Raw genomic sequence first — 26,046 nt, forward strand, 5'->3', positions numbered from 1 at the left:
CCAATGTCCTTACATTGGTGGATTACCCGATCCGGCGCCGTTCATCGCGTGATCTGCCAATCATCGGGCAGCCGCACCGTGGTGACCTGATCGCCCTCGGCCACGAGATCCACGGTCGCCGAACCCAATCGCAGATCGCTCAGGGTGACTGTGCCCCATTGCGGCGGCAGTTGCGGTCTGACGGTGAGCGTGCGCGATGGCGCGGCCGGATCCAGTCCGAGGAACGAGCGCACCAGCAATAGCGGTGCCGCACTGGCCCACGCCTGCGGTGAACAGGAGGTGGGATACGGGATCGGAGCCGCGAACTGATCGCGCGGAAATCCGCAGAACAGCTCGGGCAGCCGACCACCGAAAGATGCCGCCGCATCGAGTAATCCGCCCGCCAGCCGGGTGGCGAGCTCGACCGCGCCCGGCACCTGCCGGTAGCGCAGCAGGCCCGCGACGGCGATCGCGGTATCGTGCGGCCAGACCGATCCACAGTGATAGCTCATCGGGTTGTAGGCGCCCATCGACGAGGCGAGGGTGCGCAGCCCGAACCCGGTGTCCATTTCGGGACCGGAGAGCCGCCTGACCATTTCCGCGGCGTGCTCGTCGCTGGCGATGCCGGTCCAAAGACAGTGCGCCACATTGCTTGTCAGCGCATCGACTTGCCGTTTGCGGCCGTCGAGCGCAACCGCGTACCACCCCTGCTGCGGCAGCCAGAACTGTTCGGCGAATTTGCCGCGCAGTTCGGCGGCCCGCTCACGCAGCCGGGTCGCCGCACGCTGATCGTCGAAGGCCTCGGCCAACTCCGCCCGGGACAGCAGTGCGGCATACGCATAGCCTTGCACCTCGCACAGCGCGATCGGCGCCTCCGCGAGATGTCCTGCGGCATCGTTGATTCCGTCGAAACTGTCCTTCCAACCCTGATTGACCAGCCCGCGATCGGTGGCACGGCGGTATTCGACGAAGCCGTCGCCGTCACGATCGCCGCAATCAGTGATCCACCGCACCGCGGCGTCGGCGGCGGGCAGCAGTTCCCTGATCACCTCCGAATCCGCACCCCATCGATGACATTCCGCGAGCAACATGATGAAAAGCGGTGTGGCATCGGCGGTTCCGTAATATGTACTGCCGCCGAGCACATGTCCGCTCGCGGGGCCGCGCCGCATCTCGTGCATGATCCGCCCCGGCTCCTCCTCGGTGAGCGGATCGATGCGCTGCCCTTGCAATTCGGCCAACTGCTGCAGTGTGCCCAACGCGAGATCCACTTCCAAAGGCAGCGCCATCCACGCGGTGAGCAAACTGTCGCGGCCGAACAGGGTCATGAACCAGGGCGCACCCGCGGCCACGAACGGGCGACCCTCGCCGGATTCGTCGTGAATCTGCAACGCGCCCAAGTCGCTTTCCGAACGGCGAAGCACCTGGGTGAGTACAGGATCCGCGGAAGTGATCTTCGTCGCGGTGTGTCGCCACGCCGCCATCTTGCGGCTCGGTGCGCTGAGCCCATGGTGCTCCCCCGGCGCCAGTGGCGCCTGGACGCGTTGATTGCCGACGGTCGGCTGGGCCACGATCTCGGTCTGCCAGCGTTCGCCTGGCAGTACGACTACCCGCCAGAGCAGGGTGCCGGGCAGAACGGCGGGCTCGACGGTCGCCGAAACCGTGAGCCCGCGCATCCGATCGGTGCGGTCGTGCAACAGCAACTCGCCTTCGGCCACGGTGACCTCGGCGCGGCCGTGCGCGACGCGGCCCTCCTTGACCGCGAACAGATCGACGAAATCCGCGTCGACATGCAATTCCAGGGTGACCGCGGTGGCCTCCCGGCCCATATTCTCCAGGGTCAGGATCTCGTGCATGCCATCGGCGATGAGGCGTTCGCGCACCAACAGCAGGGTGCTGTCGGCCTGTCCGGCCTGCGGTGGCCGGCGCAGCACGAATCTGGCGGCGAACGCCTCCGGGCTGAGCACCGACAGCGATTCGGCCGGTTGGCCGTCCACCAGCAGTTCCCAGCGGGAGATGACGCGGGCGTCGCGGAAGAACAACCCGTGCGGATGTCCCGGTTCGACATCGCCGAGCCGATTCGACAGGCAGAAGGTACCGCCCTCGACCAAGGTCACCGAATTGCCGCAACCACCGAGACCGGTCGGCTCACCGGAATTCAGCGGTGCGGGATTCGACGCGACGCCTGCGTCTGCGGTCATACTCGTTCGCTGGCGGGAATACGGACCGGCACCGTCTTATCGAGCAGCAGTGCCGCACGCGCATGGCGCCGCGAACGCAGGAGCTGGTGATAGACCTGCTCATAGCCGCGCCCGAGCGTGCCCGCGCCGAAGTTCGCCTCGACGTGCGCACGGCAGGCGGCCGGATCCAGCTGGCTCGCCTCGTGGATCGCGGCGGGCAGTTCGGAGGGATCATCACAGATCCGACCGGTCACGCCATCGACGATGACCTCGGCAACGGCGCCGCCGCGGAGCGCGACAACCGGTGTGCCACAGACCATCGCTTCGATCATCACCATGCCGAACGGTTCCTCCCAATCGATGGGGAACAACAGGCAGCGCGCATTCGCGAGCAGTTTGCGCTTCGCCGACGCATCCGCGAGTCCGAAAAGATGATCGCGCTCGGTGATCAGTGGGCGCACTTTTTTCTCGAAATACGCCAGCTCGGGGGCTTCGCTGCACTTGCCCGCCAGTACCAGCGGAATACCGGCTTCGTGTGCGGCTTGCAATGCGAGATGCGTGCCCTTGGTTGCGGTGAAGCGGCCGAGAAACAGTGCGTAGTCGCCTTTTTCGGTTTGGTACGGCCACTGGTCGACATGCAGTGCATTGTGTACGCGACCGACCCAATTCAGATCGGGCGCCAATTCGCGCTGCCGATCACTGATGGCGACCAGCGATACTTCCTGGCCCAATTCGCGGTAGTAGTGGTAGCAGTCGCCCTCGTCGACCGGACCGTGCACGGTCACCACTGTTGGTAAACCCAAGCCCATATACGCCGGGGCATTCAGTGGTCCGGCAAAAGTGTGGTCGTGCACCAGATCCACGCCGGAGGTTGCGGCGACCTGTTCGATCGCCCTACGCACCTTCAGAGCGTGCACGACCTCGGGAAACGGCTCACCGAGCCGTTCGGGTAATGCGCGATCCCACACCGGCACGAATTTCGCCGTGGTACCGGGTTCACCGGCGCCGAACAATGTCACGTCGTGCCCGCGTGCGACCAATGCGTCGACCAAATCGGCGACTACCGCCTCGACTCCGCCATAGGCCTTCGGCGGTACGTCGAAGTACGGCGGAACAACCATCGCAATGCGGAATCGTTCGCCGACGTGATCGGTAGACAGCAAATCCGAAGCGGCAATGGGCGCCGAATTCGGCGCGATCAGACCTGCGCTCATGACCATCCTTCCAGGGACAACCTTGTGCACATCCACCCAGCACTTCGGTGCGCTGGGCGCCGAACGTGTTGGCCGCCGCGGCGGAGGTGAAGACTGGAGCCTGCACCGCCGTCCATGAAGGCTTGGTTGGCCTGGTCACACCGATTGGCATGAACAGGGGGGCCGCACACAGACGTACCTTATTTCTGGGTGTTCAAACCACGCAGTCGGTGTGAAATCTCAGCATTTGGGATGAAATGGCCCATTATCCGGAGTTGATATCGAGTGGACTTACCGGACTATTGACGGTTCCGAGATAAACGGGGAGCAAACGAATCCGGTGTTCGATTGCCCTACCGCCTTGTTATACGCATACGTATAATATGCGCATGTTCGATCCCATCACTCTTGCCATCGGGGCCGGAATCGCCGGTGTCGGCTGGGCCGTCGGGCGGTTCGGCAGGCGCTCGCCCGCCGGGTCCGCAGTCGCCCGGTGCGGCTGTGGCCACGACCTGGCGCTGCACGATCCGGAGGCGGGCACATGCCATGCCGAGCTGGTCCGCAAGACGTACGGCGGGCCCGTATGGGTGCAGTGCGGTTGCCGACGCTACACCGGTCCGGTCCCGGTCGAGGATTACTTCAGCAGACCGATCATGCCCTCGGACGACTGACTTACGACTCGGCCGCCGAGGCGGGCTGCATGCGCAGCGGCACCCCGATCCGGTTCCACAGGTTGATCATCGCGGTGACCGCGACCAGACCGGCCCGCGCGCCATCCTCGAAGTTCTTCTCCACCTCGGCCCAGATCTCATCGCTGACACCGTGCTCACCGAGTCTGGTGACCGCTTCCGCGTAGGCGAGGGCGGCTCGTTCGGCCGCGGTGAACTTCACCGACTCGCGCCAGGCATTGAGGTAGTAGATCCGCTGTTCGGTCTCGCCCGCCATCCGCGCGTCGGTGGTGTGCATATCGATGCAGAACAGGCAGCCGTTCATCTGGGAAACGCGGATCTTCACCAGCTCGCGCACCGTCGAATCCAGTGGCCCGCGGCGGATCGCCTGCTCTGCGGCGTACCAGGCCTGGTAGATCTCGGGCGCCATCTCGGCGAGTTGCATGCGTGACATGGGTCGTCCTCTCTCGAATCGCTTACCCGGGTAGGACGAGATAGCCGCCGAATCTGTGACAACGTCACGAAGACGGCAGGCAGCGGGCCCGATCGGGCAGCTCACCGCACGGCTCGTTGCCATGCTCGCGCAGCACATCCTTACCGGTCAGATCGGTCAAGAAATGCAGGAAGCTCGCGCCGAGCGAATCGCCGGGGAGTTCGCCATAGCTGTAGGCGTATTCGACGCCCCAGAACGGGTAGCTGCGGTTGACCGCGGCGTCCCTACCCGGTGTTACGCCATTGATGGTGAGGGTCGTGGCTCCCGCCTTCACCGCCTCGGAGAACTCGCTGTAGCCGATCGCACCCGGAATGTCGCCGACAGCCTTCTGCATATCCTTGGTGACCTGCACATCGCAATATCTGGCCGTCGTGGGCGCGCCATCCTTGATCGCGACACAGCTGACATGCGGCCGAGCGGGCTGCGGACCGTCGAGCACCCTGCGCTCCAACGTATTTCGAGTGCCCGATCCCGGTATCCGATTGACCAGTACGACAGGCAGGTCGGCACCGCCGACATCGCGCCAGTTGGTGATGCGGCCCTGATACAGATCCTGGATCTGCGCGACAGAAAGGTTGGTGACGCCGACATCCTTGTGCCCGATCATGGTGAACAGCGACAGCGCGAGCGGACGGTCCAGCAGCGGTTGGTAGCCATCACCTTTCGGGCCGTCACTGATCGTGAGCAGATCGGGATCGTCCTTGCCCTCCTCGGCGAGCCGGTCGAGACCGCGTTCGGTGCCCTCGAAGCCGAAGGTGAATTCCGCTCCGGTGCAACGCTTCCCGTACTGCGCGGCCGCATCGCGGATGATCGGTTCGAAGGCCGACGAGCCGACCACCGTGAGTTTGCCCGCGGCACAATCCAATGGCGTCGGATCGGGCGACAGCACGGAAACCAAAAGCTGGACGACGATCACCGCGACCAGAAAGGTCGTGAGCGCCACCATCACTCGCGAAATGCCGGTGCGGCTCTGGGTTTCGATGATCCGCCCACCCTTGATGCCGCCGCTCAGTATCGGATCCGCATACTCCCCCGTACCCTCCGAACGTTGCAGAATGGCCAGGATCTTGTAGTGATCACCGCGATTGAGTGGAACCCTCGGCAGATCGATGGCACCGATATGTCCTTCGGTATCCTCGCGAACCGCGATACCCGAATCACGCCCCAGCGAATCGGCCAGTCCCTCGTCACTCAGCTCGGTCACCGCCATGCCGATGACCCTGCGCTGCGAAAAGTTCAGATGCAGGCCGACCCGCCCCGCCTCGGGCGCCCGGTAGTCGTGCGTATCGATCGGTGTCGCACCGCTGTTTTCGATACGGACCAGCACCACCGATAGATCCTTCAGCGGCGGACTCACACCATCTTGCTCGGGGCGCAGCTGCGGCAGTACACCAGGAAAGACCGATTCGATCTCACCGGTGACCGGGGTATCCATCTGCACCCGATAACCGATTTCCTTGCGTCCGACGAAGACGAACTCCCATAGGAACGCGACGATCGGCACCGCGATACCGATGAGTCCGAGCACGATTTCGATCGGAAAGCCACCCACCGGTGCCGCCACCCCCAAGAGATCTTTGTGTCAACCATTCTCGAACGTCATCGGGCATCCTCCCAGATCCCGCACGAGTGTTCGGCAACAGTTAACCCGGCGGTCAACCTGCCGATTTCGTCCAGGCGAGCAGCTTCTCGGCTGGCCAAGTGTTGATAACACGTTCCGCCGCAACATCATTCGCGACAGCGCGCTCGCAGCCGTAACCCAGCCAATCCAACTGACCAGGGGCATGCGCATCGGTGTCGATCGAGAAATAGCACCCCATCTCGACCGCCATCCGCAGCAGTCGCGACGGCGGATCGAGCCGTTCGGGACGGCTGTTGATCTCTACCGCTGTCCCGTAACTCCGGCACGCCTCGAAGACAAGTTCGGCATCGAAACTCGACTCGGGCCGCAGACCCCGCTGCCCCGCGATCAGTCTGCCGGTGCAGTGGCCGAGCACATCCACATTCGGATTCGCCACCGCGTACACCATGCGCTTGGTCATCGTCTCGCTGTCGGCACGCAGATGCGAATGTACGCTGGCCACAACGATATCGAGTTCGGCGAGCAGATCGCTCTGCTGATCCAGGGTCCCGTCATCGAGGATGTCCACCTCGATCCCGGTGAGAATCCGGAACGGCGCGACTCGTTCGTTCAGCTCCGCGACCACATCCAGCTGCCGACGCAGCCGGTCCGCCGAAAGCCCGTTTGCGACGGTCAACCGTGGCGAATGATCGGTCAGCGCACAGTATTCGTGGCCGAGCGCGGCCGCGATGCCCATCATCTCCGCGATCGGACTGCCGCCGTCGGACCAGTCGGAGTGAGTGTGCAGATCGCCGCGCAACTGGGCCCGCATGGGTTTGCCCGGCGACCCGATGGGCTGCGCGGCCTTGCGGAGTTCGCTCAAATAGTCCGGCACCGCACCGGAATACGCCTGTTCGATGACGGCGGCGGTCTTCGGCCCGATCCCCGCGAGTTCTTGCCAGCTGTGCGCGGCGCGATGGGTCGCCTGCTCGTCCTCGGGCAGCTGGTCGACGATATCGGCGGCCCGCCGGTACGCCTTCACCCGATGTGTTTGCGCCCGTGCGCGTTCCAGCCAGAAGCCGATCTCGCGCAGCGCCTCCACCGGACCCGGAGCATTCCCCGGATCCGGAGCGACGATCGAATCGTCCTCCGCCACAGCGGTTATCGAATCCGGCTGTACTTCACGAAGGCGACGCCGTCCTCGAACACCCGGCTGGTGATCACCCGGAAACGGGCCGCCTCGGGCAGGCGCGGGCCGGAACCGAACAGCGAGCGGCCGCGGCCGAGTACGACCGGGTACAGCTTCAGGAAGATCTGATCGATCTCCGGCAGCAACTCCTGCGCCAATTCCCCGCCGCCGCACAGCCAGATCCCGAGCCCGTTGTCCCGCTTCAGCTCTCGCACGGTGGCGAGCGGATCGGCCGAGATCAGCTCCACCGAAGGATCCGGGCTCTCCGGCAGCGTCGTCGATACGACGAATTGACGCAGATGCGAATACGGGCTGGAGGTTCCGGTCCGCACGCCGAAATCGTGGGTCTTGCGCCCCATCAGCACGGTGTCGAAGTAACGGTTGCGCTTATCGATGCCGAGGGCCTCCCGCACCTTCGTCGGCAAGGTCTCGGGGTACTGCGCGGTGATCGCCGGGCCGTGATCGCCACCGACCGGGAAGAAGTCGACCGACCCGTCCTCGGTGGCGATGAACCCGTCGATAGTCGAAGCGACGTAGTAGGTGAGCTTGCGCATAAGTCCTTCCTCCACGGCCGGTCGGCTCCCGAGCCGCTTAAAAGAACGGTAGCTCGCCAACGCCGATCTTTTCGAGCGACCTGCGAGCAGTCGCTACGGAAAGCGGCGACGGGCCTTCGGTTGGCAGCGCGGGCAGGAATAGGAAGAACGATTCATGAACTTCTCCCGCACGATGGGCGCACCGCAGCGACGGCACGGTTCGTCCTCGCGGCCGTAGACCGCGAGCGAGCGTTCGAAGTAGCCGGATTGGCCGTTGACGTTGACATACAACGCGTCGAACGAAGTGCCACCGGCCGCGAGCGCCTCCCCCATCACCGCGCCGACCTCGGTGAGCAGGGTGCGCACGGCGGGTCTGGTCAGCCCGGACGCGAGCCGGTTGCCGTGGATCTTCGCCCGCCACAGAGATTCGTCGGCATAGATATTGCCGACGCCGGAGATCACGGTCTGATCCAGCAGCACCCGCTTGATCTCGGTCTGTTTGGCGCGCACCGCAGCCACCACGACCTCCGGGTCGTAGCGCGGGTCCAGCGGATCCCGGGCGATATGGGCGACAGGTTGGGGCACCGGAGTCCCGTCGACCTCGACCAACGGTGCGAGCGCCCAGCCGCCGAAGGTGCGCTGATCGACAAAGCGCAATTGTGCACCGTCGTCGAGGGTCGCGAGGATATGCGCGTGCTTCTCCACCGGAGCATCGGCGGGCTGCACCAACATCTGCCCGCTCATACCGAGATGGACGACAAGCGAGGTGTCCGGATCATCGAAGGTGAGCCACAGGTATTTGCCGCGCCGCTCGGCGCCGGCAACTCGCAGGCCCTTCATCCGAGCCGTCAGATCATCTGCGCCTTCGAGATGGCGGCGCACCGACCTGGGATGGCTCACCGTGACGGATTCGACCACCCGCCCGACAACATGTGCGGCGAGTCCGCGCCGGACGACCTCGACCTCGGGAAGCTCAGGCATCAACACTCCTATCGACCACGCGCGAGTCTTACGAGCGCCGTTCGCGGCCCGTCTCGCGGCCGAGTGGCCGAAGCGCATGCGACGAAGTCGCAAGTCTCGGCCACGCCGCTAGCGACTGCTTGGCTAGTCGCTCGAAAGGGCCTGCCGCGAGACACCAGCGGGCGCGAACACGCGGTGCCACAGGCGCCGCAAATCAGATACTGTCGGTCAGCGCCTGATAGGCGGCGCCCGCGGCCTTCTGCTCGGCTTCCTTCTTGGAGCGGCCGACGCCCTGACCGTACGGACGACCGCCGATCACGGTGGTCGCGGTGAATTCCTTGTCGTGGTCGGGACCTGTCGAGGTGATCTCGTAGCTGGGCACGCCGAGGCCACGTTCGGCGGTGAGCTCCTGCAGGCTGGTCTTCCAGTCCAGTCCGGCGCCCATCCGCGGTCCGCGCTCGAGCAGATCGGCGAACAGCCGCAGCACCACCTCACGCGCGACATCGATACCGTGCTCGAGATGGACCGCGCCGAGCAGCGACTCCATGCCGTCGGCGAGAATGCTCGGCTTATCCCGGCCGCCGGTGAGCTCTTCGCCCTTACCGAGCAGCAGGTGCACGCCGAGCCCACCCTCGCCGAGCCCGCGCGCCACCTCGGCGAGCGCGTGCATATTCACCACGCTCGCCCGCAGCTTGGCCAGTTCGCCCTCGGACTTGTCCGGGTGCTCATGGTAGAGCCGCTCGGTGATGCTCAGACCGAGGACCGAGTCGCCGAGGAATTCCAGACGCTCGTTGGTCGGCAGCCCGCCGTTCTCGTACGCATACGACCGGTGCGTCAGCGCCAGCCGCAGCAGATCGGCCCGCACGTCGACGCCGAGCGCCGCGAGCAGGCTCGCATGTTCACCGGACGCGCCGGGTTCGTCCTTACTGGCGGTCACGTCGATACGACAGGTCGAACGATCAGACAGCAGCGGTGACCTGGCGGCCCTTGTAGGTGCCGCAGGAGGGGCACGCGATATGCGGCAGCGTCTTCTCGCCGCAGGCGCGGTTCGGGCACGTGATCAGGGTCGGCGCGGTGGCCTTCCACTGGCTGCGCCGCGACCTGGTGTTGGAACGGGACATCCGGCGCTTCGGAACGGCCACGACTACTTCTCCTCTTGTCCTGTTGCTTGCCGGTACGGCAGCACTGTCTGGGTCTTAATGGTCTGTGTTGGTTGCACCCGAATCGGGGCTGCCATTGCCGGGCGACTCGGCGGCGAACTTCGCCAACCCGGCCCAGCGAGGGTCAAGTATCTCATGCCCATGGTCAGAACCCGCAATCGCCATCCGGACACCGCATTCCGGGCACAGGCCCGCGCACTCCGGAGTGCACAGCGGCCGCAGCGGGAGTTCGATGCCGATCTGGTCGGTGATCACCGGTTCCAGGTCGATCGTGTCGTCCACGATGCGGTAGATCTCATCGTCCTCGGTGGTCTGCTCGGTGGCGCTGTCCGGGTAGGCGAACAGTTCTGTGAGCCGAATCTCCATCGCGCCGGTGAACGGCTCGAGGCAGCGCGAGCACTCCCCCGCCGTCGGTGCGGCGACCGTTCCGGTGACGAGCACACCCTCGGACACCGCCTGCAACTGCAGATCCAGGTCCACCTCGGCGTCCACCGGAATGGCGATCAGATCCAGCCCGATCCGCTCATCGATGGTGACCACGCGATGCAGCTCTTTCATCGTGCCCGGACGACGGCCGAGGCTGATGACATCCAGCACGAAACCCGCGTCCGGCGTGCGGCGTGAGGCCGTACGAGGACGCGAAGCGGGACCGGAACCGGCGGACATCACGAACTCACTTCACATTCGAGGGGAGATGGGCAACCACTCCACAATACGCGAGGGCACGGCGAGCGCCCAAATTGTCAGCGGCGATAGTCTGCCGCGTAATCCGGCGCGCCCGCACCCGAGCGCAGTTGGTGACGTCCGCCGCGCACGGTCCGCAGGGTGGAGTTGAGGGTCTCCTCGAAGTCGGCGAGCCTGCTGTCGACGTAGTGGTCGCATTCGTCGCGCATCCGATCGGCCTCTTCGTTCGCACCGTCGATCAACCGGGCCGATTCGGCATGTGCGGCACGCACCACTTCGGTCTGCGTGACCAAGCGGTCGCGCTCGGCTTCGCCCTCGGCGACCGAGCGGTCATAGGAGGCCTTGCCCGCCTCGATCATCCGCTCGGATTCGATGCGGGCCCGACCGGTGACGGCCTCGAATTCGGCATTGCCGTCGGCGACGATGCGGTCGGCCTCGGCCTGAGCGGTATTCACCAGATGGTCGGCGTGCGCACCGGCCTCGGCGACCATGCGGTCGGCGTGTGCCTTGGCCTCGGCGAGGATCCGGTCGGCCTCCTCACGGGCCGATCCGATGGTCTGGTGCGCCTGGTCGTTGGCGGTGGTCACGGTCGTCTCGGCGGTGGTGCGGGCGTCGGAGACGATCTTGTCGCGATGATCGAGCACATCCTGGGCGTCGTCGAGCTCGCCGGGCAGCGCATCGCGCACGTCGTCGAGTAGTTCGAGCACGTCACCGCGCGGCACGATGCAGCTGCGGGTCGGCGGGATGCCGCGCGCTTCTTCGACAATGGCGACCAGCTCGTCGAGAGCTTCGAATACGCGATACATGCTCCTACCCCACTCTCGTGCAGACCTACGGCGAAACTTTCCGCCGTGGCCCAGTGTGCCCCTCGTCACGGCTCGTGCCGAGTCCCCCATCGGTGTGTCGTGTAGGTGTCTCGTACGCCACAAAAACAAGTGGAGGATATGTCTCCACTTGGTGTTACATTTATCGAGAAGGTCGCAACAAGATCTTCTTAAGTGGATCGCAGGCCCTGACCGGGACTGTGGGGTTAGAGGAGGCCGACCGGGCGGATTGCGATGACCATCGCGGTTGTCCGTACCGAAGGCTCGTGTGGGATCGGAAAGACAATGACCGTACTGGAACTACCGCGGACGGCGGTTCTGCCGACAAGCAGCCTGTACACGCCGTGGGCGGGGCCCTACCCCGTGCCGCAGCCGGGGACGGCTGCTCGGTTCGGCCAGTTGATGCAGTATCTGCGCGGCGACCGCGCGCTCGCTCAGCTGATCCGCTTCGCCCTGGTCGGCGGTTCCAGCAATATCGCCTACGTACTGCTGTTCTTCGCGATGCACGGCGTCGGTCCCCTGGTCGCCAATATCGCCGGCTCGGTCGTGAGCACCGTGATCGCCAATGAAATGCACCGTCAGCTCACCTTCCACGCCGCGGGCCGAGTCGGCTGGTTCACCGCGCAGTGGGAGGGCGGCGGGCTCGCGCTGGTCGGACTCGGGATCAGCACCGCCGCACTGGCCGCGCTCGAACTGTGGGCACCCGGCATGGGCGGTATGTTCCAGGCCGCGGCTGTCCTGGTCATCACCGCCGCGGTCGGCGGTATGCGCTTCCTCGCCCTGCGTGGCTTGGTCTTCTGATCAACAGCCCACACAAATCCGCCCCGGTTCTTCGGAACCGGGGCGGATTTCGTTGGGGGCGTTCAGCCTTTGCGTTCGGCGAGGCGATCGAGCAGGCGCTTGTGGACGGCGGGCGGGAGCATGTCGGTGACATCGCCGCCGTAGGTCGCGACCTCCTTGACCAGCGAGCTGGACAGGAAGCTGAAGGTCGGGTTGGTGGCGATGAAGAAGGTGTCGACGCCGCTGAGCTTCTTGTTCATCTGCGCCATCTGCAGTTCGTAGCCGAAGTCGGTGGCATCGCGCAGACCCTTGACGATCGCGCCGATGCCCTCCTGCTTGGCGAAATCCACCGTCAGCCCCTGCCAGGACTCCACCCGCACATTGGGCAGGTGCGCGGTGGCCTCGCGCAGCATCTCCATGCGCTCCTCGACGCTGAACATGCCCTGCTTCTTGGGATTGACCATGACGGTCACCACGACCTCGTCGAACTGAGCCGCGGCCCGCGCGAAGACGTCGATATGTCCATTGGTCACCGGGTCGAACGAGCCCGGGCACAACGCTCCTGCCATGAACAGACGGTATCAGGAGGCCGGATCCGCACCTCGAACGCCGCGACGGCGGAGTTACTCCGGGGCGAATTCGGCTAGTTCGATGCGGGTTTCACCGTATTTGCGTGCCTTGGCGGGGACATAGCCTGCGGGCCAGACGATCTCGGGTGAGCGGATGGAACGCTCCACCACGACGAGGGCTTCCGGTGTCAGCCAGTCGTGTTCGGCGAGGGCGCGCAGGTCGGCGGTGACCGTCGCGGTGTCGACGTCGTAGGGCGGGTCGGAGAAGACCACGTCGTACTTGCCCGCCCCGCCGCCGGCCAGGACAGTGGCGACGGAGCCGATGCGGAGTTCGGCGCCCGGCAGGCCGAGGTCGGCGATATTGCCGCGCACGATGGCAGCGGCCTTGCGGTCGGATTCGATGAGCATGGCGTGGGTGGCGCCGCGGGAAAGTGCTTCCAGGCCCAGTGCGCCGGATCCGGCGTAGAGGTCGAGTACGCGGACGCCGTCGAAATCGATGCGGGCGTCCAGGGCGCTGAACAGCGCCTCGCGCACCCGATCGGAGGTGGGCCGGGTACCCGCGGGCGGAACGCGTAGCCGCCGCCCGCCCGCGGTACCCGCGACGATCCGGGTCATTCGGCCGCGGACTCGCGCACCGTGAGTTCGACCAGCAGGTCACCGCCTTCGACCTGCTGCACCTTGCCGATCGCGACCCGGCCGACGATGCCGGCGCGGGGCGCGGTGATCGCGGCCTCCATCTTCATCGCCTCGATGGTGCCGACGATATCGCCCGCCGCGATCGAATCGCCTTCGGACACAGCGAGTGTCACCACACCGGCGAACGGGGCGGCGATATGGCCCGCGTTGTTCTTGTCGGCCTTCTCGGCGGCCGGGATATCGCTGGCGATGGAGCGGTCGCGCACGGCGACCGGACGCAGTTGGCCGTTCATGATGCACATGACCGTGCGCATACCGCGCTCATCGGGTTCGGAGATGGCCTCCAGCCCGATGAGCAGGGTGACGCCCTTCTCCAGTTGCACACGGTGTTCATCGCCGCGGCGCAGGCCGTAGAAGAACTGGTTGGCCGACAGGCCCATGGTGTCGCCGTACTTTTCCCGGTGCGCGAGGAATTCGGCGGTGGGACCGGGGAAGAGCAGGCGGTTGAGCGTGGCACGGCGCAGTTCGGAGGAACCGGTGAGTCCGGCCTCGTCAGCGGGGGTCAGCGGGGTCTCCGGCTTGGCCGGTCCGCGTCCGGCCAGTGCGCGGCTGCGGAACGGTTCGGGCCAGCCGCCCGCCGGGTTGCCGAGTTCGCCACGCAGGAAACCGATGACCGAATCCGGAATGTCGTAGCGGCCCGGATCGGCGGCGAAGCTTTCGATATCGACGCCGGTGCCGACCAGTGCGAGCGCGAGGTCGCCGACCACCTTCGAGGACGGCGTGACCTTGACCAAGCGGCCCAGAAGCCGGTCTGCCGCAGCGTATTTCGCCTCGACCTCTTCGAAACGGTCACCGAGGCCGAGCGCGATGGCCTGCTGACGCAGATTCGACAGCTGACCGCCCGGGATTTCGTGGGTGTACACCCGGCCGGTCGGCGCGGGCAGCCCGGATTCGAAGGGCGCGTACACCTTTCGCAGCGCCTCCCAGTACGGCTCCAGATCGCAGACGTTCTGCAGGCTGAGACCGGTGTCGAATTCGCTGTGCGCGGCAGCCGCGACGATCGCGGAAAGCGCTGGCTGACTGGTGGTTCCGGCCATGGCGGCACTCGCACCATCGACCGCGTCGGCACCGGCCTGCCAAGCGGCGAGGTAGGTGGCCAGCTGACCGCCGGGGGTGTCGTGGGTGTGCACGTGCACCGGCAGGTCGAAGTTGCTGCGCAGCGCGGAGACCAGGGTCGCGGCGGCCGGAGCGCGCAGCAGGCCCGCCATATCCTTGATGGCCAGCACGTGCGCGCCCGCGTCGACGATCTGCTCGGCGAGCTTGAGGTAGTAGTCGAGGGTGTAGAGGTTTTCGTCCGGGTTGGACAGGTCGCCGGTGTAGCTCATCGCGACTTCCGCGATGGCCGTGCCGGTTTCGCGCACCGCGTCGATGGCCGGACGCATCTGGTCGACATTGTTGAGTGCGTCGAAGATGCGGAAGATGTCGATGCCGGTGTCGGTCGCCTCCTGCACGAACGCGCGCGTCACCTGCTCCGGGTACGGCGTGTAGCCGACGGTATTGCGTCCGCGCAGCAGCATCTGCAGACAGATATTCGGCACCGCCTCGCGCAGTGCGGCCAGCCGCTCCCACGGGTCCTCGAACAGGAAGCGCAGCGCCACATCGTAAGTCGCGCCGCCCCATGCCTCGATGGACAGCAGTTCCGGTGTCAGGCGCGCGACATGTCCGGCGACGCCGAGCAGACCATTGGTGCGGACCCGGGTAGCCAGCAGCGACTGGTGTGCGTCGCGGAAGGTGGTGTCGGTGACGCCGACGGCCTTCTGTTCACGCAATGCATGCGCGAAACCCTCCGGGCCCAGGCGCAGCAGCCGCTGACGGGAACCGTCCGGCGGCGGCACGCTCAAATCGATGGCGGGCAGCTTATCGTGCGGGTACACCGTGGTCGGGCGCTCACCGTGCGGCTTGTTCACGGTGATATCGGCCAGGTAGTTCAGGATCTTGGTGCCGCGGTCGGCCGAACCTCGCAGGGTCAGCAGCTGCGGGCGCTCATCGATGAACGAGGTGGTGACCCGGCCGGCCTTGAAGTCCGGATCGTCGAGCACCGCGAGCAGGAACCCGATATTGGTGGTGACGCCGCGGATGCGGAATTCCGCGAGGGCGCGGCTGGCCCGTGCCACCGCGGCCGGGAAGTCGCGGCCACGGCAGGTGAGCTTGACCAGCATCGAGTCGAAGTAGGCGCCGATCTCCGCGCCCAGGTTCGCGCCGCCGTCGAGGCGGATGCCCGCGCCGCCGGGGGTGCGGTAGGCGGTGATGCGGCCGGTGTCGGGGCGGAAGCCGTTGGCCGGATCCTCGGTGGTGATCCGGCACTGCAGGGCGGCACCGCGAATGGTGACTTTGTCCTGGCTGAGGCCGAGCTGTTCGAGACTCTCCCCCGCCGCGATGCGCAGCTGGGACTGCACCAGATCGACATCGGTGATCTCCTCGGTCACCGTGTGCTCGACCTGGATGCGCGGGTTCATCTCGATGAAGACATGGTTGCCGCGCTCGTCGAGCAGGAATTCGACGGTGCCCGCGCAGCTGTAGCCGATCTGACGGGCGAACGCCACCGCGTCGTTGCAGATGCGCATCCGCAGTGCGGGATCCAGGTTCGGGGCGGGCGCGAGCTCGATCACCTTCTGGTGGCGGCGCTGCACCGAACAGTCGCGCTCGAATAGGTGCATGACATTGCCGTGCTGGTCGGCCAGGATCTGCACCTCGATGTGACGCGGGTTCACCACGGCCTGTTCCAGGAACACGGTCGGATCACCGAAGGCCGACTCCGCCTCGCGGGACGCGGCCTCGATCGATTCGCGCAGCTGTGCGGGATCGGCGACCCGGCGCATGCCGCGACCACCGCCACCCGCGACGGCCTTCACGAAGATCGGATAGTCCAGCTCCTCGGATGCGGCCAGCAGTTCGTTCACATCGGCCGACGGCGCGCTGGACTTCAGCACCGGCAGACCCGCCGCCCGCGCGGCCTCGATCGCGCGGGCCTTGTTACCAGCCAGTTCGAGCACTTCGGCCGAGGGACCGATGAAGGTGATGCCCTCGCGCGCGCAGGCCGCCGCGAGGTCCGGGTTCTCGGACAGGAAGCCGTAACCGGGGTAAATCGCGTCGGCGCCCGCTGACTTGGCAGCCTCGATGATCGCCTCTATCGACAGGTACGCCCGGACCGGGTGCCCCTCTTCGCCGATCTGGTAGGACTCCGCGGCCTTCAACCGGTGGACCGAGTTGCGGTCCTCGTACGGGAAGACGGCGACCGTCCCGATGCCGAGTTCGTAGGCCGCGCGGAAGGCGCGGATGGCGATCTCGCCACGGTTGGCAACCAAGACTTTCGAGAACATTGAACTAAGGTACCCGGCCCGGAATCGTGGTCTGACAGGGAAGTCCCATTAACGAAACCTTCACAACGAGTCCTAGCAGAGTTGCAAAGTTTTGTTCATCCCACCGACACATCTCACCGTCCGTCGCGGTCACAAGTGCGGGCAGGCGCCACCGTCGACTCGAACGCATCTGGCGACAACTTCGCAAACGCGCGATACACCGAGTGCGGTGCAATTCGATTGCGCGGCCACCTATGCTGGTTGACGCAGCTGGTTCGCCGTGCGTAGACGAGATGGAGCCCCGACGTCGCGTTACGGAGTCGAGTTCGCGGATCGGTGTAACCGGTGCGCGAACGAGAGGGAACCCGGTGAGATTCCGGGACTGTCCCGCAGCGGTATGCAGGAACGACCGCCGTCATGAGCACTGGGTACCCACCCGGGAAGCGACGGCCAGTAGGTGAGCCCCGTACGGGGTCGGCCAGAAGGCCCGTGCCCGCAAGTCCGAAGACCTGCCAGCCGTGTCGGATACGCCGTATCCGGCGGCCACCGCCTCGTGGATTGGGCGCGCGGACCTCTGTGCGATTGTCGGGCTCCTACGGTGCACCGGCACGTCACTCGGTCTCCGCTAGCTCGTAGGGCGATGGTCTTCGATCTCAGCACTGGAGAAATTCGTGACTGTTACGCATAACCCGTTCACCGCGACGGTTCTCGGTCTCCCGCGGGTGGGGCCGCACCGTGAGCTCAAGCGCGCCACCGAATCCTACTGGGCCGGACGCATCGACGCGGAGCAACTGCGCGCGATCGCCCGCGACCTGCGGCGCGACCAGCTGACCGAATTACAAAGCGCCGGAATGGATTCCATCCCCGTCGGCACTTTCTCCTATTACGACCAAGTGCTCGATACCGCAGTGCTGCTCGGCGCGCTGCCGCCCCGAGTGGCCGGAATCGCCGATCCGCTGGATCGCTATTTCGCGGCGGCACGCGGCACCGATACGGTCGAACCCCTGGAGATGACCAAATGGTTCGATACCAATTACCACTATCTGGTGCCGGAAATCGGGCCGGAGATGGTGTTCTCGCTGGATCCATCGAAGGTGCTGGACGAACTGCGGGAGGCGCTCGCGCTGGGGGTGCCCGCGCGGCCGGTGGTGGTCGGACCCATCACCTTCCTGAAGCTGGCGAAGGCAACCGGCGGTGCGGCGCTGGATCGCCTCGACGAGTTGGTTCCGCTCTATCGGGAGCTGTTGCGGCTGCTTGCCGTGGCGGGCGCGGAATGGGTACAACTCGACGAGCCGATCTTGGTCACCGACCTGACCGCTGGCGAGGTCGAACTCGTACGGCGGACCTACGCTGAACTGTCGGCCACCACGGATCGCCCGGCACTGCTGGTGGCCACGTATTTTGGTAAGCCAGGTCCGGCGTCGAGCGCCTTGGCCGAGACCGAAATCGAAGGTATCGCACTGGATTTCACGGTTGACGCCGATCTCTCCGGTGTGCCGACGCTGGCGAACAAGCTGCTGGTGGCGGGTGTGGTCGACGGTCGGAATGTCTGGCGGGCCGATCTGGAAAAGGCTTTGGCGACGCTCGGCACGCTGCTGGGGTGCGCGAAATCCGTTGCGGTGTCGAGTTCCTGCTCGCTGCTGCACGTGCCCTACACCTTGGCGAGCGAAACCGGCCTCGACGAGCGGCTGCGTTCATGGTTGGCCTTCGGCGCGGAGAAGGTCGCCGAGGTGCGGTTGCTCGCGACCGGACTGACTGCGGGGTCCGAGGCGATCGCCGATGAATTGGCTACGGTCCGTGCCGCCCTCGCTACTCGCCGCACCGATCCTCGGTTGGACAATTCGCAGGTGCGGGCGCGGCTCGCCTCGCTCGGTGCGGATGCGACTCGGCGGGCACCCGCGGAACAACGACGAACAGTGCAAGCCGAGCGGCTGCGGTTGCCAGCGCTGCCGACCACGACGATCGGCTCGTATCCGCAGACCTCGGCGATCCGGCTGGCACGCGCGGCATTGCGCAAGGGTGAAATCGACAGGTGCGAGTACGTGCGGCGGATGCGGTCCGAGATCGCGGATGTCATTGCGTTGCAAGAGAAGCTGGGCCTGGATGTACTGGTGCACGGCGAGCCGGAGCGCAATGACATGGTGCAGTACTTCGCCGAGCAACTCGACGGATTCGCCGTCACCGACGCGGGCTGGGTGCAGTCCTACGGCACGCGTTGCGTTCGGCCGCCGATTCTGTTCGGCGATGTGGCGCGGCCCGCGCCGATGACCGTGGATTGGATCGGCTACGCGCAATCGTTGACCGATAAGCCGGTCAAGGGCATGCTCACCGGCCCGGTGACGATTCTGGCTTGGTCGTTCGTCCGCGATGACCAACCGTTGGCGGATTCGGCACGTCAAGTGGCGCTAGCGATCCGGGACGAGACTGTCGATCTACAGGCCGCGGGTATTCGGATCATCCAGGTCGACGAACCCGCCCTGCGGGAACTGCTGCCGCTGCGCGCGGCCGATCAGGGCGAGTACCTGGAGTGGTCGGTCGGTGCTTTCCGGTTGGCGACCTCCGGCGTTTCGGATGCCACGCAGATCCACACCCATCTCTGCTATTCGGAATTCGGTGAGGTCATCGATGCGATCGCCGGATTGGATGCCGATGTGACCTCGATCGAGGCGGCACGCTCGCATATGGAGGTGCTCGACGATTTGAATGCCGCAGGCTTCGATCTCGGTGTCGGACCGGGCGTGTACGACATCCACTCACCGCGGGTGCCGAGCGTGGAGGAGATCACCGCCTCCCTGCGCGCCGCACTGAAGGCCGTTCCCGCCGAACGGCTTTGGGTCAATCCGGACTGCGGATTGAAGACGCGTGGACCAGTCGAGGTCGAGGCGTCATTGCGCAATCTGGTCGCTGCCGCGGCAGCGGTGCGCTAAGCGGATAGTGCGCTCGTCCTCTCGATGCGGGGGCGAGCGCATCCGCCCGGGTTCGCACCGTCCGGCAGACCATTCCCAACAGTTTCTATGCCGAGAGCGACGGTGGCCGCACCGTCCTACGCGAACACCCGACCTGACGATCGACTACATTCCCCGTCGGAGCCCGCGCAGCCCGATAGCGCGGTGTGGTAGCCGCGCTATCAGGCTGCATATCAATGAGATTCGGCCCCGGGGAAAGGCCGGAGCCGACGGCGCGGCGTGTACCTCTCACAACTTTCGCCGTTGCGGACCATCGGCCGCAGGCGCGACCGTGCGCTCAGTCCCCGCCGCCAGGCCGTATGACATTCCGAGCAACGATCCATGCGTAACCCCTCCTCATACGTCGCCATCAGATATCACCCCCGATGTCCTATTCGACGCATGGCCGACCGAATCGGTTCCGCCGATTCCCTCGACTATTCGGCCGCGGGCTCGGTTCCGAAGGCGCGATTGATGGCGGCCATATCGAAGTAGTCGCGCCAGGCGGTGATGGCGCCGTCGGCGACCTCGAAGACGCCCACTACCGGCAGCGGTGTGTCTTTGCCCAGGCCACGGAGGATATCGGTGCGTTCGTTCATGACAATATTCCCGGCGGCGACCTGGTGGTGCACGTCGAATTCGATGGATTCGAAGGTGCTGAGAAAGCCGGCGATGAAATCGCGGATGGCAGCGCGACCGTTGATGGGTTCCATCGGAATGTTGTGGTAGACGGCGTCTTCGGCGAAGAAGGCGCTGATCCGGTCCGGGTCGGGATCGGCCCAGCTGCGGCACATGGCGGTGACGATTTCGTCGGGGCTCGGCATTCGGTTCGCTCGCTTCCTTGCGCCGATGCGATCGGGCACATCGGTCGATTCGATCGCCCCGATTACACCAAACAATTGCTTGGTTGCGCCAGGATCAGCCCGTGACCAGCAGTTCGCGCTGCGGCACCCCGACGTATTCGGACAGCGGACGGATCAGGGCATTGGCGGCGGACTGCTCGATGATGTGAGCGGTCCAACCGGTGATGCGACTCAGCACGAAGATCGGCGTGAACATTTCGATGTCGAAGCCCATCAGGTAGTAGGCGGGTCCGGCCGGGAAGTCGAGGTTGGGTTTGATGCCGGTGGCCTCGGCCATGGCCTGCTCCAATGCGGTGTACATGCGCAACCAGTGCTGGTCACCGGTCACCTGCACGACTTGGTCCAGGGCCTCGCGCATTGTCGGCACTCGCGAGTCGCCGTTCTTGTACACGCGATGCCCGAACCCCATGACCTTCTGTTTGCCGGATAGCTCGGCGCGCAACCACTCCGCGGCCAGTTCGGGCTCACCGATCTCCAGCATCGTGCGCATGACGGCCTCGTTGGCACCGCCGTGCAGCGGACCCTTGAGCGCACCGATCGCAGCGGTGATCGCACTGTACATATCCGACCGGGTCGAGGTGACCACGCGCGCGGCGAAGGTGGATGCGTTGAAACTGTGCTCCGCGTAGAGGATCAGCGAAATCTCGAAGGCGCGCACAATGCGCGGATCCGGCACCTTGCCGAAGCACATATTCAGAAAGTTCTCGGCAAAGCCCAGATGTGAATGCGGCGCAATAGGATCCAGTCCACGACGGCGGCGCATGTCAGCGGCGATGACCGTGGGCAACACCGCGGTGAGCCCTAACGCCTTCGCCAACAATGCCCGATCACCTTGTGCGGCATCGAGTTCCGCATCCTCCGCGCCGAGGTAGCTGACCACGGTTCGGACCACATCCATCGGATGACAGTTCTGCGGCATCTTCTCGATGAGCGACAGGATCGAGCGATCGATGCGCCGCTGGGCGCGTTCACGCTGACACAACAGTTGGAGTTGGGCGGCGTCGGGGAGTTCGCCGTACCACAGCAGATAGGCGACCTCCTCGAAACCGCAGTGCCGGGCCAGATCCTGCACGGCATAGCCGCGATAGGTCAGCGAATTCGTCTCGGGCACAACCTTGGAGATGCTGGTGGTATCGACCACCACCCCGGCCAGGCCCTTCTTTATTTCAGTCATCGTTTTACTCACTCACGGTGAAATTGAAGATTCCGGAATCGAAGTCGTTGTACTGCTGGTAGTCGAGCAACTCGTAGAGTCGCGCCCGGTGCTGCATCTCACCGACCAGCCCGAATTGCGTTCCAGTGGAAGCAATTTCACGCAGGCCGCGCTCTACCGCGAACATCGCCAAGCGCAGCGTGGTCACCGGATAGATGACGGCGTTGTAGCCGAGATCCGCCAGCGTTGGAGCTGATAGCAATTCCGACTTGCCGAACTCGGTCATATTCGCAAGCAGTGGAATATCCACCGCGGCACGGAACTTCGCGAATTCGGAGCCATCGGCGAGTGCCTCGGTGAAGATGAGGTCGGCCCCCGCGTCGGCGTAGGCCTTGGCCCGATCGATCGCCGCATCCAGCCCCTCGGTCCCGCGCGCATCGGTGCGCGCGCAGACGACGAAGTTCGGGTCCCGGCGGGCCGAGACCGCGGCACGCAACCGACGGACCATCTCGTCGACCGGAACCACGACTTTGCCGTCGAGATGCCCACAGCGCTTGGGATTGACCTGGTCTTCGATATGGCAGCCCGCGAGCCCGGCATCTTCCAGCAGGGTCACCGTGCGCGCCGCATTCATCGGCTCACCGAAGCCGGTATCGGCATCGATCAGCACCGGCAGATCGGTCACCCGCGCAATCTGCTGTCCCCGCGCGGTCACCTCGGTGAGGGTGGTCAGGCCGATATCCGGTAGCGCGAGTTCGGCCGATACCACCGCGCCCGAGACATAAACGCCCTCGAAGCCGAGCTCCTGAATCAGCTTGGCCACCAACGGGTTGAAGGCTCCCGGCCAGCGCTGGATTTGTCCAGAAGCCAACCCGGCGCGCAGTGCCACACGTTTATCGGCAGCGCTCGTAGCAGCGGCGAGCAGTCCTGTCATCGCGACCGGCCTAGGCTGAGCGCATGACCGAGGACCGTCCCCTGCGCTATCGGCTGATCACCGGCGTCGACGACGCCACCTTCTGCGAACGGATCAGCAGCCTGCTCGATCAGGGTTACCGGCTGCACGGATCGCCCGCCGTCACATTCAACGGCACCGATGTGATCGCCGCGCAGGCGCTGACTTGGGGCGAAGAATAGCGCCGACATCAGAAGATCCCCTCGCGCGCTTGCGGTGCCCGCCCCATAACCTCGGGCGATACGGTGAACGTCAGCTGATCCAGTTCCCCGGGGGCCAACTTCGCCGTGCGCTGCACCACGTCGAGGAAACGGTCCTGTTCCGCGGGTTCGATCACGCCCTCGGCCAGCGTGCGGAACTTCGCGATGTACTGCTCGCGCGCGAACGGCCGCGCACCCAGCGGATGCGCATCCGCCACCGCCAGCTCATCGACAATCGTCTCGCCACTTTTCAGCGTCACGACCGCCCGTGCCCCGAAGGCCTTTTCGTTCGGATCGGTGGCGTGATAGCGGCGCGTCCATTCCGGATCCTCGACCGTCGAGATCTTGCGCCACAGCGCGACGGTATCCGCCCGACGTGCGCGCTCGGGCGCGTAGGACCGCTCGTGATGCCAACCGCCGTCCTGTAGCGCGACCGCGAATATATAAGGAACGGAATGGTCGAGAGTCTCGCGGCTGGCGTGCGGATCGAACTTCTGCGGATCACCGGAGCCCGTGCCGATGACCACGTGCGTGTGATGGCTGGTGTGCAGCACGATGGTGGCGATCTGATCGAGATCGCCGATGCGCGCCCGCATTCGGCGCGCGAGATCTATGGGCGCTTGGCTCTGGTATTCGGCCGAATGCTCCTTGGTGTAACTGTCGAGGATCGCCCGCTTCGCCTCGCCCGGGCTCGGCAGCGGCACCTGATATTCCGCTTCCGGCCCACCGAGCAACCAGGCGATGACGCCGTCCGCCCCCTCCCAGATCGGTGCGGGCGCACCCTCGCCGCGCATGGCCCGGTCGACCGCCTCCACCGCCATTTTTCCGGCGAATGCGGGGGCATATGCCTTCCAGCTGGAGATCTCGCCCTTTCGGGATTGCCGGGTGGCGGTGGTGGTGTGCAGCGCCTGCCCGATGGCCTGATAGATCGTCTCGGTGTCCAGGCCGAGTAGCGTCCCGATGCCCGCGGCGGCCGATGGACCGAGATGTGCGACGTGATCGATCTTGTATTCGTGCAGGCAGATTCCGCGCACCAGGTCGATCTGGATTTCGTAACCGGTGGCCAGGCCGCGGATCAGCGCGGCGCCACCGCGACCGGTGTGCTGGGCGACGGCGAGGATCGGCGGAATATTGTCGCCCGGATGGGAGTACTCGGCGGCGAGGAAGGTGTCATGAAAGTCGAGCTCGCGCACCGCGACTCCATTCGCCCACGCGGCCCACTCCGGTGACACTCGACGCCGCGGCGGCAAGCCGAAAACCGTGGCGCCCGACCGACGCGCATACGGCTGTGCGAGTGCCTGCGCCCGCGCATTCGTCACGGGGCGGCGGAGCAGCGCGGCGGCCGCGACGGCGGCATTGTCGATGATCCGGTTCACGATCATCGCGCTGACCTCGGCGGTCACCTCGACCGGATCGGCGGCGACCTCGGCAATTCTGGTGGCCAAATGTTCTGTGCGCGGAAAGTCCACGGCAGCGGCGCGGGCGCGTACGACGTGGGTTTTCATCCATCCTCCGGTTCCAGACGGGCCAGCGGCCCTACTTCGCACGCTACGCAGGATTGATCTTCGGCAAAATCCCTTGCAACAGCAGATTTCTGCGGGCGAGAATCCTCCATTTTGCGATGATTGCGAATTCCGAGGGCTACCATCTTGCGGTGCGCAAGATGTACGCGGGCGCCCGACTGAGACGGTTGCGCGAGGAACGGCGGATGACCCAGGCGGCACTGGCGAAATCCCTGGATCTATCGCCCAGCTACCTGAACCAGCTCGAGCGCGACCAGCGACCGCTCACCATTCCGGTGCTGCTGAAGCTCAACTCCACCTTCGACCTCGACGTGCAATTCTTCGCGGCCGACTCCGATGCCCGGCTGGTCTCGGATCTACACGAGGTGCTCGTCGACGCGGCGGGCGGTGACAGTGCGCCACTGACCGAGGTGGAGGAACTGGCGACGCGACTGCCGGAGGTCTCCCGAATCGTCGTCGCGATGCATCGGCGACTACGCGCAGCGACAGATCAACTCGACCTGCTCTCCGCCCGGGTGGCCGCGCCGGCCGGTGCGCCCGGCGTGCCCATGCCGTACGAGGACGTGCGGGACTTCTTCTACGACCACCACAATCACATAGCGCCACTCGATCATGCGGCCGAACAACTCTTCGAGGAGTGCGGTCTGAGCATCGGATCACTCGATCGGCAACTCGCGAGGGTGGCCGAAGAGCGCGCCGGGGTCACCGTGCTGGTGCGCGGTGACGGCGCGGATCCGTCCATCCCGAAACGGCATTACGATCCGGACAGCCGCACGCTGACGCTGGCGCGGCGGCTGCGTCCCGGACAGCGCGCATTTCAAATCGCCACCACCCTCGGTTTTCTGCTGTACGGCAAGGATCTGGATGCCGTACTCGCCGAAACACCCTCGCTCACCGGCGAATCCAGGACGTTGGCGCGCATCGGGTTGGCGAATTACTTCGCGGGCGCGCTGGTGCTGCCGTACGGCCGCTTTCTGCGGTCGGCTGAGGAACTGCGCTACGACGTCGATCTGCTCAGTCTGCGTTTCGAGGTCGGCTTCGAGACCATCTGCCACCGGTTGAGCACCCTGCAGCGGCAGGGGCAGCGCGGCGTTCCGTTCTTCCTGGTCCGCACCGACCGGGCGGGCAATATCTCGAAACGCCAGTCCGCCACGGCATTCCATTTCTCCCGGGTCGGGGGCAGCTGCCCGCTGTGGGTGGTGCACGAGGCATTCGCCAATCCTGGTCGCATCCTGACCCAGATGGCGGCGATGCCCGATGGCCGCCGCTACCTCTGGATCGCCCGCACCGCGCTGGCGGGACCCCACGGATACAGCACGGCGACAAAGGATTTCGCGATCGGCCTGGGTTGCGATATCGAATACGCCGATCGGCTGGTGTATTCGAACGGCCTACAACTCGACAGTCCGGCCGCAGCGGTACCGATCGGCGCGGGCTGCAAAGTCTGCGAGCGCCCCTCCTGCCCACAGCGCGCCTTCCCCCAAATCGGCAGCCCCCTCGCAGTCACCGAGCACATCAGCACGGATCTGCCCTACCCCCGAATCCTGCGCTAGTGTGTCGCGCCTGAAATTAGGCAAGTAAGTATGTAACCTATTTTGTGTGTCGCATCGTGGGCCTTCTGCTGTCGAGATTGTGCTGTCGG

Annotated in this window: 23 protein-coding genes and 1 riboswitch; of the genes, 5 read left to right on the forward strand and 18 right to left on the reverse strand. The window is 65.4% G+C overall.

What is annotated here, in order from left to right; translation table 11 throughout:
• Positions 1 to 41: 41 nt before the first annotated feature.
• Entirely contained in the window at positions 42 to 2,180 is a 2,139-nt protein-coding gene (locus tag ACZ60G_RS29815; RefSeq protein ID WP_465814125.1) for an amylo-alpha-1,6-glucosidase, read from the reverse strand.
• Positions 2,177 to 3,373 carry a glycosyltransferase family 4 protein gene (locus tag ACZ60G_RS29820; protein WP_465814127.1) on the reverse strand — a complete coding sequence of 399 codons (1,197 nt, stop codon included), beginning with the start codon at positions 3,371 to 3,373 and terminating at the stop codon, positions 2,177 to 2,179. The genes ACZ60G_RS29815 and ACZ60G_RS29820 overlap by 4 nt, the downstream gene beginning before the upstream one ends.
• Positions 3,374 to 3,741: 368 nt before the next feature.
• On the opposite strand from ACZ60G_RS29820, the gene ACZ60G_RS29825 reads away from it, so the two are divergent.
• Positions 3,742 to 4,023, forward strand: coding sequence for a hypothetical protein (locus tag ACZ60G_RS29825; RefSeq protein ID WP_387289192.1), 282 nt, complete (start codon positions 3,742 to 3,744; stop codon positions 4,021 to 4,023).
• A gap of 1 nt (position 4,024) precedes the next feature.
• On the opposite strand, the gene ACZ60G_RS29830 is transcribed toward ACZ60G_RS29825, so the two are convergent.
• The 9 genes from ACZ60G_RS29830 to ACZ60G_RS29870 all read right to left on the reverse strand — a co-directional run bounded on the left by ACZ60G_RS29830 (position 4,025) and on the right by ACZ60G_RS29870 (position 11,406).
• On the reverse strand, positions 4,025 to 4,474 hold the full coding sequence (locus tag ACZ60G_RS29830) for a carboxymuconolactone decarboxylase family protein (RefSeq protein ID WP_465814130.1): 450 nt from the start codon (positions 4,472 to 4,474) through the stop codon (positions 4,025 to 4,027).
• Between the two features lie 64 nt (positions 4,475 to 4,538).
• Positions 4,539 to 6,077 (reverse strand): PstS family phosphate ABC transporter substrate-binding protein, encoded by a 1,539-nt coding sequence (locus ACZ60G_RS29835; protein ID WP_465814132.1) that lies wholly within the window; start codon positions 6,075 to 6,077, stop codon positions 4,539 to 4,541.
• Positions 6,078 to 6,168: 91 nt separating this feature from the next.
• Complete coding sequence (locus ACZ60G_RS29840; protein ID WP_465814134.1) at positions 6,169 to 7,230, reverse strand: PHP domain-containing protein; 1,062 nt, start codon at positions 7,228 to 7,230, stop codon at positions 6,169 to 6,171.
• 5 nt (positions 7,231 to 7,235) lie between these two features.
• Positions 7,236 to 7,817, reverse strand: coding sequence for a dihydrofolate reductase family protein (locus ACZ60G_RS29845; protein WP_465814136.1), 582 nt, complete (start codon positions 7,815 to 7,817; stop codon positions 7,236 to 7,238).
• A gap of 93 nt (positions 7,818 to 7,910) precedes the next feature.
• Positions 7,911 to 8,777, reverse strand: a complete 867-nt coding sequence (gene mutM / locus ACZ60G_RS29850) for a bifunctional DNA-formamidopyrimidine glycosylase/DNA-(apurinic or apyrimidinic site) lyase (protein WP_465814138.1) — start codon at positions 8,775 to 8,777, stop codon at positions 7,911 to 7,913.
• A 193-nt stretch (positions 8,778 to 8,970) separates the two neighbouring features.
• On the reverse strand, positions 8,971 to 9,693 hold the full coding sequence (gene rnc / locus ACZ60G_RS29855) for a ribonuclease III (RefSeq protein WP_465814140.1): 723 nt from the start codon (positions 9,691 to 9,693) through the stop codon (positions 8,971 to 8,973).
• A 22-nt stretch (positions 9,694 to 9,715) separates the two neighbouring features.
• Complete coding sequence (rpmF, locus tag ACZ60G_RS29860) at positions 9,716 to 9,898, reverse strand: 50S ribosomal protein L32 (protein WP_014987105.1); 183 nt, start codon at positions 9,896 to 9,898, stop codon at positions 9,716 to 9,718.
• Between the two features lie 54 nt (positions 9,899 to 9,952).
• Positions 9,953 to 10,582, reverse strand: coding sequence for a YceD family protein (locus ACZ60G_RS29865; protein ID WP_465814142.1), 630 nt, complete (start codon positions 10,580 to 10,582; stop codon positions 9,953 to 9,955).
• A 77-nt stretch (positions 10,583 to 10,659) separates the two neighbouring features.
• The gene (locus ACZ60G_RS29870) at positions 10,660 to 11,406 is read right to left on the reverse strand and encodes a DivIVA domain-containing protein (protein ID WP_465814144.1); all 747 of its coding nucleotides are present in this window, start codon (positions 11,404 to 11,406) and stop codon (positions 10,660 to 10,662) included.
• Positions 11,407 to 11,709: 303 nt separating this feature from the next.
• Between ACZ60G_RS29870 and ACZ60G_RS29875 the strand changes: the two genes are divergently transcribed.
• A complete protein-coding gene (locus ACZ60G_RS29875; protein WP_465814146.1) occupies positions 11,710 to 12,225 on the forward strand; it encodes a GtrA family protein in 516 nt (171 codons plus the stop codon).
• A gap of 62 nt (positions 12,226 to 12,287) precedes the next feature.
• Here ACZ60G_RS29875 and coaD read toward each other — a convergent pair whose 3' ends face one another.
• From coaD to ACZ60G_RS29890, 3 genes are read right to left on the reverse strand one after another with little or no spacing between them, the layout of a single operon-like run.
• Positions 12,288 to 12,773, reverse strand: coding sequence for a pantetheine-phosphate adenylyltransferase (coaD, locus tag ACZ60G_RS29880; protein ID WP_433525616.1), 486 nt, complete (start codon positions 12,771 to 12,773; stop codon positions 12,288 to 12,290).
• A gap of 54 nt (positions 12,774 to 12,827) precedes the next feature.
• Positions 12,828 to 13,388 (reverse strand): 16S rRNA (guanine(966)-N(2))-methyltransferase RsmD, encoded by a 561-nt coding sequence (gene rsmD / locus ACZ60G_RS29885; protein WP_465814148.1) that lies wholly within the window; start codon positions 13,386 to 13,388, stop codon positions 12,828 to 12,830.
• Positions 13,385 to 16,789: a pyruvate carboxylase gene (locus ACZ60G_RS29890; RefSeq protein ID WP_465814150.1), complete on the reverse strand. Its 3,405-nt coding sequence runs from the start codon at positions 16,787 to 16,789 to the stop codon at positions 13,385 to 13,387. Before ACZ60G_RS29890 ends, rsmD begins: the two co-directional genes overlap by 4 nt.
• Positions 16,790 to 17,094: 305 nt before the next feature.
• Positions 17,095 to 17,299: riboswitch (cobalamin riboswitch) on the forward strand.
• A 140-nt stretch (positions 17,300 to 17,439) separates the two neighbouring features.
• Between ACZ60G_RS29890 and metE the strand changes: the two genes are divergently transcribed.
• On the forward strand, positions 17,440 to 19,695 hold the full coding sequence (gene metE / locus ACZ60G_RS29895) for a 5-methyltetrahydropteroyltriglutamate--homocysteine S-methyltransferase (RefSeq protein WP_465814152.1): 2,256 nt from the start codon (positions 17,440 to 17,442) through the stop codon (positions 19,693 to 19,695).
• Between the two features lie 455 nt (positions 19,696 to 20,150).
• Here the strand turns inward: metE and ACZ60G_RS29900 are convergent, their stop codons facing one another.
• The 3 genes from ACZ60G_RS29900 to prpB all read right to left on the reverse strand — a co-directional run bounded on the left by ACZ60G_RS29900 (position 20,151) and on the right by prpB (position 22,663).
• Positions 20,151 to 20,537, reverse strand: a complete 387-nt coding sequence (locus ACZ60G_RS29900; protein ID WP_063042885.1) for a nuclear transport factor 2 family protein — start codon at positions 20,535 to 20,537, stop codon at positions 20,151 to 20,153.
• Between the two features lie 94 nt (positions 20,538 to 20,631).
• The gene (locus ACZ60G_RS29905) at positions 20,632 to 21,750 is read right to left on the reverse strand and encodes a bifunctional 2-methylcitrate synthase/citrate synthase (RefSeq protein WP_465814155.1); all 1,119 of its coding nucleotides are present in this window, start codon (positions 21,748 to 21,750) and stop codon (positions 20,632 to 20,634) included.
• Between the two features lie 4 nt (positions 21,751 to 21,754).
• Positions 21,755 to 22,663 (reverse strand): methylisocitrate lyase, encoded by a 909-nt coding sequence (gene prpB, locus ACZ60G_RS29910; RefSeq protein WP_465814157.1) that lies wholly within the window; start codon positions 22,661 to 22,663, stop codon positions 21,755 to 21,757.
• Between the two features lie 23 nt (positions 22,664 to 22,686).
• Here prpB and ACZ60G_RS29915 point away from each other — a divergent pair, with 23 nt between their 5' ends.
• A complete protein-coding gene (locus tag ACZ60G_RS29915; RefSeq protein WP_465814158.1) occupies positions 22,687 to 22,863 on the forward strand; it encodes a DUF1737 domain-containing protein in 177 nt (58 codons plus the stop codon).
• Between the two features lie 8 nt (positions 22,864 to 22,871).
• On the opposite strand, the gene prpD is transcribed toward ACZ60G_RS29915, so the two are convergent.
• The gene (gene prpD, locus ACZ60G_RS29920) at positions 22,872 to 24,386 is read right to left on the reverse strand and encodes a 2-methylcitrate dehydratase PrpD (protein ID WP_465814159.1); all 1,515 of its coding nucleotides are present in this window, start codon (positions 24,384 to 24,386) and stop codon (positions 22,872 to 22,874) included.
• Between the two features lie 149 nt (positions 24,387 to 24,535).
• Between prpD and ACZ60G_RS29925 the strand changes: the two genes are divergently transcribed.
• Positions 24,536 to 25,957 (forward strand): short-chain fatty acyl-CoA regulator family protein, encoded by a 1,422-nt coding sequence (locus tag ACZ60G_RS29925; protein ID WP_465814185.1) that lies wholly within the window; start codon positions 24,536 to 24,538, stop codon positions 25,955 to 25,957.
• The last annotated feature ends 89 nt before the right edge of the window (positions 25,958 to 26,046 follow it).

Source organism: Nocardia sp. NPDC102475, from assembly GCF_055584605.1.